Raw genomic sequence first — 14,343 nt, forward strand, 5'->3', positions numbered from 1 at the left:
TCGCCGCCCGCTGGTCTGAATACCTGACAGGAACAGACCGGAGTTGGGAGTGAGTGATGACGGATTCGAAGCAGACCGCGGTGGTCACGGGTGCGAGCCGGGGATTCGGGCGGGGGATCGCCGCCGCGCTCGTCGCCTCGGGGATGCGGGTCATCGGGATCGCCCGTGACGGGCAGGCGCTGGGGGAGGTAGCGGGCGAGCTCGGTGCGGCGTTCGTGCCCGTCACCGGTGATGCCACCGAGGAAGCGCTGGCGCAGCGGGTGATTCGCGAGTGCCGGCCGGAGGTGTTGGTGCTCAACGCAGGGGCGACGCCGCCGCTGGCACCGATACACGAGCAGAGCTGGGAGAGCTTCAGCCGCAACTGGGAGACCGATACGAAGCACGCGTTCGTGTGGACCGGAGCCGCACTGCGGGAACCCTTGGCGCCGGGCAGTGTGGTGATCGCCGTGTCGAGCGGGGCCGCGCTGAACGGGTCGCCGTTGAGCGGCGGATACGCCGGGGCCAAGTCGGCGATCCGGTTCATTCGGACCTATGCGGCGGAGGAGTCGGAGCGGGCGGGGCTCGGGATTCGGTTCACGGCCCTGCTGCCGCGGCTGACCCCGGCCACCGGGCTCGGTGCGATGGCGGTCGGGGGGTACGCCGCTCGGCAGGGCATCGACGTCGATACCTATCTCGCGGAGATGGGGCCCGCGCTCACACCCGAACAGGTGGGAAAAGCCGTGCTCGAACTTGCCGGGGATCCGGGGAGCGCGGCGGAATACTTGGTGAGCGGCGCCGGGCTGCGGCAGATCGGCTGAGGTGGCGCGACCATGACCATCAGCGCACCGGCAGGAGTAGCGGCCATGCCCGCCGAGACCGAACGACCCGCCGAGACCGAACGCCCGGCCGAGCGTGAATTCGGTTCTCTCACCGAGAGATTCCGGCCCGAGCTGCTCGCGCACTGCTACCGGATGCTCGGATCGGTGCAGGACGCCGAGGACCTGGTACAGGAGACCTACCTGCGGGCCTGGCGGGGCTACGGCGGGTTCGAGGGCCGGTCCTCGGTGCGGCACTGGCTGTACAAGATAGCCACCATGGCGTGCCTGACCGCGTTGGAAGGCCGGGCGCGCAGACCGCTGCCGTCCGGGCTGGGCGCGCCCGAGGACGATCACCGGGTGGCGGTCGCCGCCCGCGAGCCCACGGTGCCGTGGCTGCAACCCGCACCCGACGCGGTATTCGGATTCGACGACCCGGCCGCCATCGTGACCGGCCGCGAAGGCATCCGCCTGGCCTTCATCGCGGCCCTGCAACTGCTGCCCGCCCGCCAGCGCGCGGTGCTCACCCTCCGCGACGTCCTCGCCTTCCGATCCACCGAAGTCGCCGCCATCCTCGACACCACCCCGACCGCCGTCGACAGCGCCCTGCGTCGCGCCAGATCTCGCCTGGCCCAGGCCGGCCCGGTCGCCACCGACCTGGCCGAACCCGACGAACGTGTGCGACGCCGCCTGCTCGACGATTATGTCACCGCTTTCACCAGCGCCGACCACGCCGCCCTGGTCGCCCTGCTGCGCGCCGACGTCGAAATGGAAATGCCGCCCACCCCAACCTGGTTCACCGGCCGCGACGCGGTAGCGGGCTTCCTCACCGCCCGCATCCTGACTCCGGGCCTGTGGCGCATGCTCCCGGCCCGCGCGAACGGGCAGCCCGCCTTCGTCGTCTACAAACGCGCCCCCACGGGCCGCTACGACGCGTACGGCATCCAGGTGCTCACCCTGATCGGCTCACGCGTCGCTCGCATCACCGCCTTCAACGACCCGTCCCTGGTCCCGGCCTTCGGCTTCCCGGTCGCGGTCGAAACCTGAATCGGCACAGGGTATGTGGTTCAGCTCAGCGCGTACGGAGGTGCGAGGTGGAAACGGCGGCAGTCGGCGCAACGCCGGCTCATGTCCTGCGTACCGGTGTGATGGAGGATGGCGTGGGTCGGGATGACGTCCAAGGTGTGGTCGCGCAGGACCGCGTGGCCGTCGATGATCAGCACGTGGCCATCGGGCTCGACCGGTGGCCAGAGCAGGGTCACCGCGGGGTGGGTCGAGATGTTGCGGCAGGTCGCGGGTCCGGGTGCGGTGATCTGGAAGCGGTTGCCGTTGAGGATCGGATGCTGGGGCGTGGTGTGCGGTCCCAGATCCCCGATGCTGACCAGGAAAGCGAGTTCGTATCGGCCGACGATCGCGGCCAGCTCGGGAGGGAAATCCTGCTCGCTCATTCGTCCAGGGTAGTCGAGATTTCGGGACGATCGGGCGGATTGTTCCGTGAATGAGTGACTTCCGGGCGGTGATCTCCGTAGATGAGGTTGTTCGTCAGTACACGTCGCGGACGTACCGCTTCTCGGCCGCGAGCTTCTTGACGTAGGCGTCGGCGTCATCGGTGTCCAGGTTGCCGTGATGGGCGATGATCTCCCGCAAGGCGAGATCGACGTCCTTGGCCATGCGGGAGGCGTCGCCGCAGACGTAGAAGTGGGCGCCGGAATCGATCCAATGCCACAGTCGCGCACCGTGTTCGCGCATGCGGTCCTGGACGTACACCTTGGCGCGCTGGTCGCGGGAGAAGGCGAGATCGAGGTGGGTCAGGACGCCCTGCCCCTGGAGCTGTTCGAGTTCGTCGCGATAGTAGAAGTCGGTGGCGTGGTGCTGTTCACCGAAGAAGAGCCAGTTGGGGGCGTGGTCGCCGCGCGCCCGCCGGTGTTCGAGAAAGCCGACGAACGGCGCGACGCCGGTTCCGGGGCCGATCATGATGGCGGCCACGGCCGGATCGTCGGGCGGGCGGAAGTGCGGCGAACGCTGGACGTGCAGCGCCAGGGGCTGATCCTGCTCGGCGTCGGCGAGATACGCCGAGCAAAGCCCGCCCCGAGGTCGGCCCGTCGGACCGGGATAGCGGATGACCGAGACGGTGGTGCGCACGATTGCCGGGTCCGCCAACGGGCTCGACGAGATCGAATACAGGCGCGGTTGAATGCGTTTGAACATGTCGGCCCACCGTTGCGGGTCGGCGGGCACCGGATAGTCAGCGGCGATGTCGACCGGCTGCCGACCCCACAGCCATTTGGCCAACTCGCCCTTGTTGTCCTGGCGTAGCAAGGTGCGCAGATAGGGATCGGCCGTGCATTCGGCCAGGTACTTCAGCAGGTCCGGCGTCACCTTGGTCAGGTCGAGATGTTCCTCCAGCGCGATGGACAGCGGCACGGGGCCGACCTTCGGGACCTCGACCACGGCGGCGGGATCGAGTCCGGTGACCGCCAGGAACTCCCACACCAGCCCCAGATCGTTGAACGGCCGCACGCCGAGGGCATCGCCGACGTCGTAGCTCAGATCGGTGCCGGTCAGGTCGAAGCTGAACTGGCGGACCTCCTTCTGAGCGCCGGGCAGGCTCAGCAGCCGATTGCCCACCAGCCGGCCGGATGGTCCGCCGGATTCCGGGCGCGCGGTGACGGTCGGCGCGGGAGCCGGCGCCGCGGTCGTCTCGCCGCCGGTGGGAACGGTGAGGGCGGGGAGGAGCTGTTCGAGCCAGGCCGCAGCGGAGTCGTCGAAGTCCGGTTCACAGTCGACGCGGGGGACCAGCCGTTCGGCGCCGAGTTCGGCCAACCGGTCGTCGAGACGTCGGCCGTGGCCGCAGAACGCGTCGTAGTTCGAGTCCCCGAAGGCCAGCACCGCGAATCGTGTTCCGGCGAAGGCGGATTCGGACAGTGCGGTGAGGGAGTCCCAGAATCCCGCTCCATTGTCCGGGGCGCCGCCATCGCCGAAGGTGCTGCTCACGACGATGAGGTCGGCCGCGCGAGGCAGATCGGCGGCGGAGATCGCATCCATGGCGTGTACGACCGGGGTCAGCTCGCGCGCGGTCAGCGTGTCGGTGAGAGTTCCGGTGGCGAAATCCTCCGCATTGCCGGTCTGCGAGGCCCACAGGATCAGCAGTGGGCGGGTCGGTGTGGCGGCTTCCGGCGTCGCCGGTTCGGCAGACCGGGCAGTCGCGGGTGCGATCGTCGCGAGCGAACCCGCCGGGCTGATGCGGGCGTGCGGTGTGAACATGCCCGCGAGCAGGCCGTCGACCCAGGCCGTGACGGTGGGGCGCAGCGGATTCGCCGCCGGGACGGCGGGCATCACCTCGGCGTCCCCGGTCTGCCGCACCCCCGCGAGAAACCCTGACAGATAAGAGGATTCGAGGTCCGTCAGGGCAGGCGCGCCGAGGTCGGCGATACCGAGCACCGCGGCCGCGGCCAGCGCCCGATCATCGGTTCGCACCGACACGAGCGCAGCGGGTGCGGTCGGCGCGATCGCCACGGGTTCGGGGGTCGCGGCGGGTTCGGGCCGGATCGGGGCGGCGACCTTGGCCAGGGTGACCGCGCAGACCTTGAACTCCGGTTGAAACGAGATCGGGTCCACTGCGTCGTTGGTGACGGCGTTGACGGTCAGGTACTCGCCGAACAGGTCGTTCCAGTGGAACGGGGCGAAGGTGGTGCCGACCCGCACGCGATCGGTGACCACGGCCGGCAAGACGGCGCGGCCGCGCCGTGAAGCCACTTCGACCCAATCGCCCTCGGCGACGGTGAGTTTCGCCGCGTCCTCGGGGTGGATCTCGAGGAACGGCCCGGGATTGAGCTTGTTGAGCTTGGCGACGCGGCCCGTCTTGGTCAGGGTGTGCCACTGGTGCTGGACCCGGCCGGTGTTGAGCACGAACGGGTAGTCGTCGTCGGGCAGTTCGGCGGCGGGCAGGTGGGGGCGGGGGAAGAACACCGCGCGGCCGGAGGCGGTCGGAAACCACAGGCGCGGCGTGGCGCCGTCCTCGCGAACCTGTCGCGGCCGGCTGATGCCGTCATTGCGGTAGCGAATCGGGTTGCGCGCCGGTCCGTCCGGCGCGATCGGCCATTGCAGCGGGCCCTCGCGCAGCCGATCGTAGGTGGCTCCGCGCAGGTCGTATTCGGTCTTCGGGTTCCAGGTGTGCTTGATCTCCTCGAAGATCTCCTCCGAGTCGCCGTAGGTGAAGGCGTCGGAATACCCCATGGCACAGGCGATGCGGGCGATGAGCTGCCAGTCCGGGAGCGCCTCTCCCCGCGCCGGAATCGATTTCCGGACCAGGGTGAGGTTGCGCTCGGAGTTGATCATCACGCCTTCACCTTCGACCCACAGGGTGGCGGGCAGGATGACGTCGGCGTAGGCGTTGGTCTCGGTCTCGGCGAAGACGTCCTGGGTGATCACCAGTTCCGCGGCTTCCAGCCCCGCCAGGACGGTCTTCCGATTGGCCACGGTGGCAACGGGATTGGTGCAGATGATCCAGCAGGCCTTGATCTCACCGGCCGCCATCCTGGTGAACATGTCGATGGTGCCCGTGCCGACATCGGTGCGCAGCGTGCCCGGCGGGCGTTGCCACAGTTGCTCGATGAACTCCCGGTCCTGGTCGACCAGAACCGACCGCTGCCCGGGCAGCCCCGGTCCCATGTAGCCCATCTCCCGCCCGCCCATCGCATTGGGCTGGCCGGTGAGCGAGAACGGGCCGCTGCCGGTACGGCAGATGGCCCCGGTCGCGAGGTGCAGGTTGACCAGGGCGTTGGTGTTCCAGGTGCCGTGGGTGGACTGGTTGAGGCCCATCGTCCAGCAGCTCATCCACTCACCGGCCGTGCCGATCAGTTCGGCGGCGCGGCGGATGTCGTCGGCGGGGAGCCCGGTGATCTCGGCGACGGCGGCGGGCGGGTAGTCGCGCGCGAAATCCGTCATCGCCTCCCAGCCCTCGGTGAACTCGGCGATGAAGTCCGGGTCGGTGTGGCCGTTCTCGATCAGCAGGTGCAGCAGCCCGTTCAGGAGAGCCAGATCGGTGCCCGGCTTGATCTGCAGGAACAGATCGGCCTTGTCGGCGGTGGCATTGCGGCGCGGATCGACCACGATCAATTTCGCGCCCGCCTTGACCCGATCCATCATGCGCAGGAACAGGATCGGGTGGCAGTCGGCCATGTTCGCGCCGATGACGAAGAACACGTCCGCGTGGTCGAAATCGTCGTAGGAACCCGGCGGACCGTCCGCGCCGAGGGAGAGTTTGTAGCCGCTGCCCGCACTGGCCATGCACAGTCGCGAGTTGGATTCGATCTGATTGGTTCCGATGAACCCCTTGGCCAGCTTGTTCGCCAAATACTGTGCTTCCAGGGTCATTTGACCCGACACGTAGAAGGCGACCGCGTCCGGGCCGTGTTCGTCGATCAGGCCGCGCAGGCGAGCGGCGGTCGCGGTGATCGCGGTGTCGAGCGGAGTCGGCTCCGGCGGCATCCCGCGCTCGGCGCGCACGAGCGCGGTGGTCATCCTGCCGTCGGCGGCCATCAGGTCGGCATGACTGCCGCCCTTGGTGCACAGCCGGCCCGCGTTGGCCGGATGTGCCTTGTCCCCGGCGGCTTTTCGGATCCGGTTGCCGTCCGGTCCGGTGTCGAGTTCGAGTGCGATCCCGCATCCCACGCCGCAGTACGAGCACACCGTGCGCACCGTGCCTGTCGCCGCTCCGGAATCGGTTGCCGCCACCGCAGTTCTCCCCTTCGCCTCGCCCTGCTCTCGGTCCGTGTTCTTCACGCTAGGAACGGGCTGTTACCGCCCGGTCACGTGAGTGGTTACGTTCGCCTCTCCGCGGCGCGGGCCCGTCTGTGCGTTCTTCCGGCCCGCACAGCCAACCGCGAATGAGGGTGAGAAGGCGGCAACAGACAAGCAACTACGGAGCAAGACAGGTGAAATCTCCGTAATTGAGGATTATGAAAAAGTCGCCGACATGTGAAGGGCGGATGCGTGAGCACCCTGCGATCCCGATCCATCGAGCCAGTCAGCGGATCCGCTGTGACCGTGGACGGGATCGATGCCGTGTTGCGTTCGGCGCTGACCGCGATTCCGTCGCGATACGCCGTCCTGGCGGATGCCGTGGGTGCGACACTGGCCGAGCCGTTGGCCGCGACGGCGGCATTGCCGGCGGCCGACACCGCGGCCATGGACGGGTTCGCCGTGGGTGGCCGCGGGCCGCGCTGGCGACTGCTGATCGGGACCTGCATCGCCGGGCGGCGATCCCGGATCGCACTCGCCGACGGTGAGGCCGTTCGCATCTCGACCGGCGCGCTGACGCCCGTCGGCGCCACGGCGGTGGTGCGGTCGGAGCACGCGCACATCGAGCGGATCGGGGGACAGGCCACGGTCGTGCTCGCACCGGGCGTGCCGCATCGCAACGACATGCGGCTGCGCGGCGAATCCTGGTCCGACGGTGACGAATTGACGCCGGCGCGGGTCCGGGTGGACGCCGCGGTGATCTCGGTGGCGCAGAGCGCCGAAACCCCGATCGCCATGGTGCGCGGTCCATTGCGCGCCGATGTGCTCATCACGGGAGACGAGATTCGAGGCCCGGGGGAGCTCGCGCCCGGGCAGGTCCGTGACGCGCTCGGTGCGGTGCTGCCGCTCTATCTGCGGCACTGTGACATCGGCATGGGCCGCCTGACCCGGCTGCCCGACGACCGCGCGCTGCTGCGCACCTGGTTCGAGCTCGACACCGACGCCGAACTCGCCGTCACGGTCGGAGCGACCGGGCGTGGCGTCGCCGATCACCTGCGCGAGGTCCTGGCCGAGATCGGCGCCCACGTCATCTTCGACGGGGCGCGCATGCGCCCGGGCGGTTCTCATCTGGTGGCCCGGCTACCCGATGGCCGTACCCTGCTCGCCCTGCCGGGCAATCCACTCGCCGCGATCGCGGCCACCCTGGTGACCGGTCCCGCGCTGGTACGCGCGCTGACCGACCGGCGGGACTCCCCGGCGCTGTGGGGCCGGATCGCCGATGCCGCGGCCCCCGCCGACCTCCTTCGCATCGTCCCCGCACGCCAGGTCGAGGGCGGCGTGTGGCGTGCCAACGGCGTAGCCGGAACCGCGCATCTGGCGAATCTGCTGCACGCCGACGCCCTGGCTCTGCTGCCGCCGGGAGCCGGGCGCGGCGCCCTGGTCGAATTGTTGCCGTTGCCCCGGTGATACCGCTTGCGTCCCGCAGATTCGGCAATATGCTGCCTATCGTGACGAACTTGCGGATCAGTGAAGCCGCCGCGCTGATGAGTGTCAGTGATGACACCGTGCGCCGCTGGATCGACCAGGGACGGCTGCAGTCGGTCCGGCTCGACAACGGCCGGCTGGGCGTGCGCGGACAGGATCTGGCGGAGTTGCTGCGCAGCATGTCCGCGGAAACTCCGGAGCCGGGCGTCACCGTCGCGGTCTCGGCGCGCAACCGGATGCGGGGGATCGTGACCCGCATCGTCAAGGACACGGTGATGGCCCAGGTCGAGATGCAGGCCGGGCCGTTCCGGCTGGTATCGCTGCTGAGCCGGGAATCGGTCGACGAACTCGGACTCGAGGTCGGCAGCGTCGCCGTCGCCTCGGTGAAATCGACCCACGTCGTGGTCGAAATACCAGAAAGTTGATGAGGATGAAGACATTCCGTCGCCTCGGCGCGGTCGCCGCCGTGCTCGCAGTCACCGCCGGTCTGGCCGGTTGTGGCTCCGACGACAAGAAGGACACCCCGGCCGGATCGGATCAGGTCACCGGCACGGTGACCGTGTTCGCGGCGGCGTCGCTGACCGAGACGTTCACCAAGCTGGGCAAGGATTTCGAGGCCGCGCACCAGGGTGTCAAGGTGGTCTACAGCTTCGGGGCCAGCTCCGCGCTGGCCGAGCAGATCAAGCAGGGGGCGCCCGCCGACGTGTTCGCCTCGGCCGCACCCGCCAACATGCAGCAGGTCGTCGACGCCGGTGACGTCACCGGCACGCCCGCCACCTTCGTCAGCAACCGCTTGGAAATCGCCGTGCCCAAGGGCAATCCGGGCCACATCACCGGGCTCGCCGACTTCGGCAAGTCCGAGCCCAAGCTGGCGCTGTGCGCCGAGCAGGTGCCCTGCGGCGCGGCCGCCAAGAAGGTCTTCGAAGCCGCCGGCATCACCCCGCAGCCCGACACCCGGGAGCAGGACGTGAAGGCCGTGCTCACCAAGGTCACCCTCGGCGAGGTGGACGGCGCACTCGTGTACCGCACCGATGTGAAGGCCGCGGGCGACAAGGTCGAGGGCATCGACTTCCCGGAGTCGGCCAAGGCCGTCAACGCCTATCCGATCGCGCCGCTGGCCAAGGCCCCCAACGCGGCCGCCGCCGCGGCGTTCGTCGACTACATCAAGTCGGCCCAGGCCAAGCAGGTCTTCGCCGCCGCCGGATTCGAAACCCCGTGAGGCGTCCCCTCACCCGTTCCGGGTCGCGTCGGTGACGCGAGCCGGAACGCGTCGGCGGGCAGCACGAGGGCGACGTCCGCTCGCCCTCGTGCTGCCCGCCGTGTGCGCGCTGGCCTTCCTGATCGCACCGCTGATCGGGCTGCTGGTGCGCGCTCCCTGGCCGACGCTGACCACACGGCTCTTCAGCGCCGAAGTCGCTCGGGCACTACGGCTCTCACTGCTGTGCGCGAGCCTGGCGACGGTGATCTGTCTCGTGCTGGGGATCCCGCTGGCCTGGCTGCTGGCCCGCGGGAACGTGCCGGGACGCGGGCTGATCCGGGCGCTGGTGACCGTTCCGCTGGTGCTGCCCCCGGTGGTCGGCGGTGTCGCGCTGCTGCTGGTCTTCGGCCGCAGAGGGCTGTTCGGGCAATACCTGTACGACTGGTTCGGGGTGTCGCTGCCGTTCACCACGCCGGGGGTCGTCGTCGCGGAGGCGTTCGTGGCCATGCCCTTTCTGGTGATCTCGGTCGAAGGCGCGCTGCGGGCCGCCGATACCCGGTATGAGGAGGCGGCCGCCACTCTGGGTGCGTCCCCCTGGTACACCTTCCGTCGTGTCACCTTGCCCGCGGTACTGCCGGGGGTGATCGCGGGCGGTGTCCTGTGCTGGGCCCGGGCGCTCGGCGAGTTCGGCGCGACCATCACCTTCGCGGGCAACTTCCCCGGCAAGACGACGACCATGCCGCTCGCGGTCTATCTCGCGCTGGAGACCGATCCGGACGCCGCGATCGTGCTCAGCCTGGTGCTACTCGTGGTGTCGGTCGGTGTGCTGGTCGCGCTGCGGGAACGCTGGATTCGAGGTGCGGTGTGACACTGCACGCCGAACTCCGTGTCGAGCGGGACCGATTCCGCCTCGACGTCGACCTGACCGTCGAACCCGGTGAGGTCGTCGCGCTGCTGGGTCCCAATGGGGCCGGGAAGACCACCGCGCTGCGGGCACTGGCCGGTCTGCTGCCGCTCACCGGCGGCCGGATCGCGGTGGCCGACCGGGTCTGGGATGCGCCGCCCGCGATCTTCCTGCCCGCCGAACGGCGCGAAGTGGGCGTCGTCTTCCAGGATTATCTGCTGTTCCAGCACCTTTCGGCTCGCGAGAACGTGGCTTTCGGTCTCCGCGCGCGGGGTGTGCGTCGTTCCGAGGCCCGCGCTCGCGCCGAGACATGGCTGGACCGGGTCGGCCTCGCCGACCACGCGGACAGCACGCCCCGAGCGCTCTCGGGCGGTCAGGCCCAACGGGTGGCGTTGGCCCGCGCCTTGGCCACCGACCCCCAATTGCTGCTGCTCGACGAGCCGCTCGCGGCGCTGGACGCCAGCACCCGGCTGCAGGTGCGCAGCGATCTCGCCCACCATCTGCGCGACTATTCCGGGCACACGGTGCTGGTCACCCACGATCCGCTCGATGCCATGGTGCTGGCCGACCGGCTCGTGATCCTCGAGCGCGGTGCGGTGGTCCAACAGGGCGCACCGGTCGAGATCGCCCGCCGTCCCCGTTCGGACTATGTCGCGAACCTGGTCGGCCTCAACCTGTTTCGCGGCACCGCCGACAACGGTTCGGTGTCTGTCGAGGGCGGGGGCGTGCTCGCCGTCGCCGACCCGGCCTCGGGCCCGGTATTCCTGGCCTTCCCGCCGACCGCGGTCAGCCTGCACCTCGAACAGCCGTCCGGCAGTCCCCGCAATACGTGGCAGGTCACCGTGGCGGGCGTGGAACAACACGCCAACACGACCCGCGTCCGACTCGACGGAACGCCATCGGTGCTCGCCGATGTCACACCCGCGGCCGTCGCCGAGCTGCGCCTGCAACCCGGTCTGCGGCTGTGGGCCGCGGTGAAAGCCACCGAGATCCACAGCTATCCGGCCTGACCGTCACCGGTACGGCGGTCCGGTCCACGCGGTGCCTGGGGAGAACTGGGCGTTGCCCGTCGTGCACCGCACGACGGGCAACGCGAATGCGTAAGAGTCAGGCTGCGAACATGTCTCGCAGCGATCCAGAGGTCTTCGGGGAACAGGTGTTGGCCAGGCAGCCCAGGTGCCACATCTGCTCGATGGTGGCCAGGACCGAGTAGTGGTCGATGACGTCGGCGGACGAGTGGTGCGGGCCCTCCTTGGAGTTGATGACCAGCAGCGGGGCGTCACCGCCGCCGAGCACGGTGCCGTTCTTGCCGACCGGGCTGCCCGGGCCGCCGGAGAAGCCGGAGTAGTCGTTCTCGTCCCACGCGATCACGATGGAGGAGTTGGAGGTCTTCCAGGTGTTCGAGTTCATGATCTTGGTGACGGTCGCCTTCAGGTAGTCGTCACCGAGGTGGATCGGGCCGTGCGACACACCGGAATCCGGGTAGGCGCAGGTCGGCTTGTTGATGATCGCGGCGGCCGCCGGGGACAGGCCGTGCATGTCATCGCACTGGTCGGGGCTGATCCAGGTGAAGTTCGGCACCTTGCCGCTCGCCAGATCGGCGTCGAAGTTGTTCTCGAACGGCACCACCTTCTGCAGGCGGGCGTTGCCGGGGGAATTGATGCCCGAGAAGTACATGAACGGGTTGTGCTTCTCGGCGTACAGCTTCACCGTCGTGCCGTTGACATTGCCGGGCGCGAACTCGCCCTGGAAACCGGCCTGCGGCATGGCGCCCATGTAGGCCTTCCAGGACAGGCCCTTGTCCTCGAGCTCGTCGACCAGGGTGCGGCCGCCGAACATGTGCGGCTTGGCGCTCGCACTGGCGATCTGCTCCGGGGTCAGCGAGGCGCCGGAGGTGCCGTCGCCGGAGTCGGACACGAATTCCTCAGGGGCGCACTTGACGTCGGCGCCGGCCTTGCAGTCGTCCCAGATGCCCTGGAAGTCGCCGGACAACATGGACAGGTAGTTCGGCAGCGAGGGGTGGGTGACGCCGTGGAAACCGGTGGACACGTTGTAGCGCGCGGCCAGCTGGTTGATGTACGGAGCGTCGGCGGTATTGCCGAGAATCTGGGCGTCGCCCTCGTTCTCCATCATGATGTAGAAGATATGGTCCGGCTTGGCGCCCGGATCAGCCGATGCGGTCGCCCCGATCACGCCGCTCACGGCCGTCACCGCGCTCACCGCCGCAGCCACGGTGACTGCGATTTTCCGACCCAACGATGCCCTTGACATTTTACTGCTTTCTGTAACGAACGAGATTGCCGATGCAGCTTCGCAATTGGTTTCGCAAACGATCAACGCGAGCAAACCGAACAGTTCTCGAACGGGAAGCGAGCAGTTTCCGGGTTGCAAAACCATAGCTGACCAGGCATGTCCGTTTTGTGAAGTTTGGGGCGGACACGGATGCTACCCCGGAATGCGGTAGCGTGCGGCCATGGCTGGAGCACTGTGCCCCGGGTCCTTCGACCCGGTGACCAACGGACATCTCGACGTGATCGCCCGCGCCGCCGAGCAATTCGACGAGGTGGTCGTGACCGTGGTGGTGAACCCCAACAAGCAGGGGATGTTCACCGTCGAGGAACGCATGGAGCTGATCCGCGAGGTGACCGCCCACCTGCCCAACGTGCGCGTGGAATCCTGGCGCGGACTACTGGTGGACTTCGCCAAGCAGGAGGGCATCACCGCGATCGTCAAGGGCCTGCGCGACGCCACCGACTACGGCTACGAAGTCCAGATGGCGCAGATGAACCGCAAGCTCACCGGCGTCGACACCTATTTCATCGCCACCAACCCCGCCTACAGCTTCGTCTCCAGCTCCCTGGTCAAGGAAGTGGCGACGCTCGGCGGCGATATCGCCGACCTGCTGCCCCCGGCCGTCCACAAGCGCCTCATGGCCCGCATCGCCGAACGCAAAGCCAACGCCTGACGAAACCCCGCATCCCCCTGGGCCGCAACCCCATACGGCCCAGCGGGTGCGTGCCCGCGTCACAACGCGCGGATCGAGGCCGGACGGGCAGGTATTGCGGGGGCGGGCTCGATTCGGCCGTCGGGGCGGGGTCGCGAGCGGGACAGGGCGGCGCGCAGGCGGCGGGCCGCACGGTCACGGATGAGGTCGTCCCAGGTCCAGCGGACCACCTCGAAACCCAGGGCGCGCAGGTAGGTTTCGCGGATTCGCTCGCGGTGGATGGTGGCCGCGAAGTCCTGGCCGGGGCGGAGTAGGCGGCCGTATTCGATGGGGCCGTCGAACTCGCACAGCACGCCCGCGGACTCGTAATAGAAGTCGACGCGCGCAACGAAACGGCCGTCCGGGGTCAAGACATTGCCCTGGGAACTCGGCAGCGGCAACGCGTGCCGTTCGATCATGGTGCGGCTGAGAGATTCCCCGATGCTCTGGCTGCGGCCGTCGAGCAGGGCGATCACCTCTTTCGCCTGGCCGATGCCGTAGCGGCCCTTGGCCTTCGCGATCTCCTCGCCGAGTTCGGCCGTGGTCAGTCCGAACCTGCCGGCCAGCGCGTCACCGGCGACGACCGCCGCCTCGAACGGCAGCGTCAGCGCCAGATCCACCACGGTCCGCGCCGGGGTGGTGACCGGCAGTCCGTCGACCTCGACCGCGCGATCCACCGGCGAGCCATGGACCTTCGCGAACGGCCGGGTCCGCCCGCCGCCCTTGCGATTGCGGGTCACGCACACCCGATCCAGCGGCGTCCGCCACAAGGTGGTCCCGTACAGCACGGCCGCCGATTGATGGCTCACCACACTGCCCGCGGCCATCTCCGGCAGCAGGGCCCCGATCAATCGCCGATGCTGCTCGCGCCGGTCGAGCGCGGTCGGCATCGGTTCGTGCACCCGCTGCCCGGACCTGCCCCGCGGTCCGGTACCCGATTGCCGTCCCGGGCCCCGCTGCGCGCCACACCCCGCGAGCAGCGCCTTCCGGGATTCCCGTGCCCCGCAATGTCGTCCACCGTCGACCCTCGCCTGTGCCCGGCCGGTGGTCTCGGTCGATCCGGTCACCGGGAATGCGGCCGAGCCGGTCGCCGTGGCGTCGCCGACGGTCGCATCGGTGGCGGTGGTCGTCGCGATGGTGGTCATCAGCCCTCCTGCCGGGGCGGCCGCGGACGCCGGTGCCGCACGCACGATCGGCACCCCCGTCCCGGGGGTCGCTGGGGCCGTGGTCCGCTCGT

Annotated in this window: 12 protein-coding genes; 8 read left to right on the forward strand and 4 right to left on the reverse strand. The window is 69.1% G+C overall.

What is annotated here, in order from left to right; genetic code table 11:
- Nucleotides 1-56 precede the first annotated feature (56 nt).
- The gene (locus ACQP06_RS09995) at nucleotides 57-797 is read left to right on the forward strand and encodes an SDR family oxidoreductase (RefSeq protein WP_433671953.1); all 741 of its coding nucleotides are present in this window, start codon (nucleotides 57-59) and stop codon (nucleotides 795-797) included.
- 12 nt (nucleotides 798-809) lie between these two features.
- Complete coding sequence (locus tag ACQP06_RS10000) at nucleotides 810-1,841, forward strand: sigma-70 family RNA polymerase sigma factor (protein WP_433671954.1); 1,032 nt, start codon at nucleotides 810-812, stop codon at nucleotides 1,839-1,841.
- Between the two features lie 20 nt (nucleotides 1,842-1,861).
- Here ACQP06_RS10000 and ACQP06_RS10005 read toward each other — a convergent pair whose 3' ends face one another.
- Together ACQP06_RS10005 and ACQP06_RS10010 are read right to left on the reverse strand one after the other, a co-directional pair.
- The gene (locus ACQP06_RS10005) at nucleotides 1,862-2,242 is read right to left on the reverse strand and encodes a pyridoxamine 5'-phosphate oxidase family protein (RefSeq protein WP_433671955.1); all 381 of its coding nucleotides are present in this window, start codon (nucleotides 2,240-2,242) and stop codon (nucleotides 1,862-1,864) included.
- Between the two features lie 94 nt (nucleotides 2,243-2,336).
- The gene (locus ACQP06_RS10010) at nucleotides 2,337-6,530 is read right to left on the reverse strand and encodes a molybdopterin-dependent oxidoreductase (protein WP_433671956.1); all 4,194 of its coding nucleotides are present in this window, start codon (nucleotides 6,528-6,530) and stop codon (nucleotides 2,337-2,339) included.
- A gap of 306 nt (nucleotides 6,531-6,836) precedes the next feature.
- On the opposite strand from ACQP06_RS10010, the gene ACQP06_RS10015 reads away from it, so the two are divergent.
- The 5 genes from ACQP06_RS10015 to ACQP06_RS10035 all read left to right on the forward strand — a co-directional run bounded on the left by ACQP06_RS10015 (nucleotide 6,837) and on the right by ACQP06_RS10035 (nucleotide 11,133).
- Nucleotides 6,837-8,003, forward strand: a complete 1,167-nt coding sequence (locus ACQP06_RS10015; protein ID WP_433671957.1) for a molybdopterin-binding protein — start codon at nucleotides 6,837-6,839, stop codon at nucleotides 8,001-8,003.
- Between the two features lie 41 nt (nucleotides 8,004-8,044).
- Entirely contained in the window at nucleotides 8,045-8,446 is a 402-nt protein-coding gene (locus ACQP06_RS10020) for a TOBE domain-containing protein (RefSeq protein ID WP_357097507.1), read from the forward strand.
- Nucleotides 8,447-8,451: 5 nt separating this feature from the next.
- Nucleotides 8,452-9,240, forward strand: coding sequence for a molybdate ABC transporter substrate-binding protein (gene modA, locus ACQP06_RS10025; RefSeq protein ID WP_433671958.1), 789 nt, complete (start codon nucleotides 8,452-8,454; stop codon nucleotides 9,238-9,240).
- Between the two features lie 88 nt (nucleotides 9,241-9,328).
- Nucleotides 9,329-10,087 carry a molybdate ABC transporter permease subunit gene (gene modB / locus ACQP06_RS10030; protein WP_433671959.1) on the forward strand — a complete coding sequence of 253 codons (759 nt, stop codon included), beginning with the start codon at nucleotides 9,329-9,331 and terminating at the stop codon, nucleotides 10,085-10,087.
- Nucleotides 10,084-11,133, forward strand: a complete 1,050-nt coding sequence (locus tag ACQP06_RS10035; RefSeq protein ID WP_433671960.1) for an ABC transporter ATP-binding protein — start codon at nucleotides 10,084-10,086, stop codon at nucleotides 11,131-11,133. The genes modB and ACQP06_RS10035 overlap by 4 nt, the downstream gene beginning before the upstream one ends.
- Before the next feature lie 97 nt (nucleotides 11,134-11,230).
- Here the strand turns inward: ACQP06_RS10035 and ACQP06_RS10040 are convergent, their stop codons facing one another.
- The gene (locus ACQP06_RS10040; protein ID WP_433671961.1) at nucleotides 11,231-12,334 is read right to left on the reverse strand and encodes an alkaline phosphatase family protein; all 1,104 of its coding nucleotides are present in this window, start codon (nucleotides 12,332-12,334) and stop codon (nucleotides 11,231-11,233) included.
- Between the two features lie 262 nt (nucleotides 12,335-12,596).
- Here ACQP06_RS10040 and coaD point away from each other — a divergent pair, with 262 nt between their 5' ends.
- On the forward strand, nucleotides 12,597-13,088 hold the full coding sequence (gene coaD, locus ACQP06_RS10045; protein ID WP_433671962.1) for a pantetheine-phosphate adenylyltransferase: 492 nt from the start codon (nucleotides 12,597-12,599) through the stop codon (nucleotides 13,086-13,088).
- Nucleotides 13,089-13,147: 59 nt separating this feature from the next.
- On the opposite strand, the gene ACQP06_RS10050 is transcribed toward coaD, so the two are convergent.
- Nucleotides 13,148-14,251 carry a hypothetical protein gene (locus tag ACQP06_RS10050; RefSeq protein ID WP_433671963.1) on the reverse strand — a complete coding sequence of 368 codons (1,104 nt, stop codon included), beginning with the start codon at nucleotides 14,249-14,251 and terminating at the stop codon, nucleotides 13,148-13,150.
- Nucleotides 14,252-14,343 lie beyond the last annotated feature (92 nt).

This window comes from Nocardia sp. CA-136227 (genome assembly GCF_050955695.1).
Taxonomy (GTDB): Bacteria; Actinomycetota; Actinomycetes; order Mycobacteriales; family Mycobacteriaceae; genus Nocardia.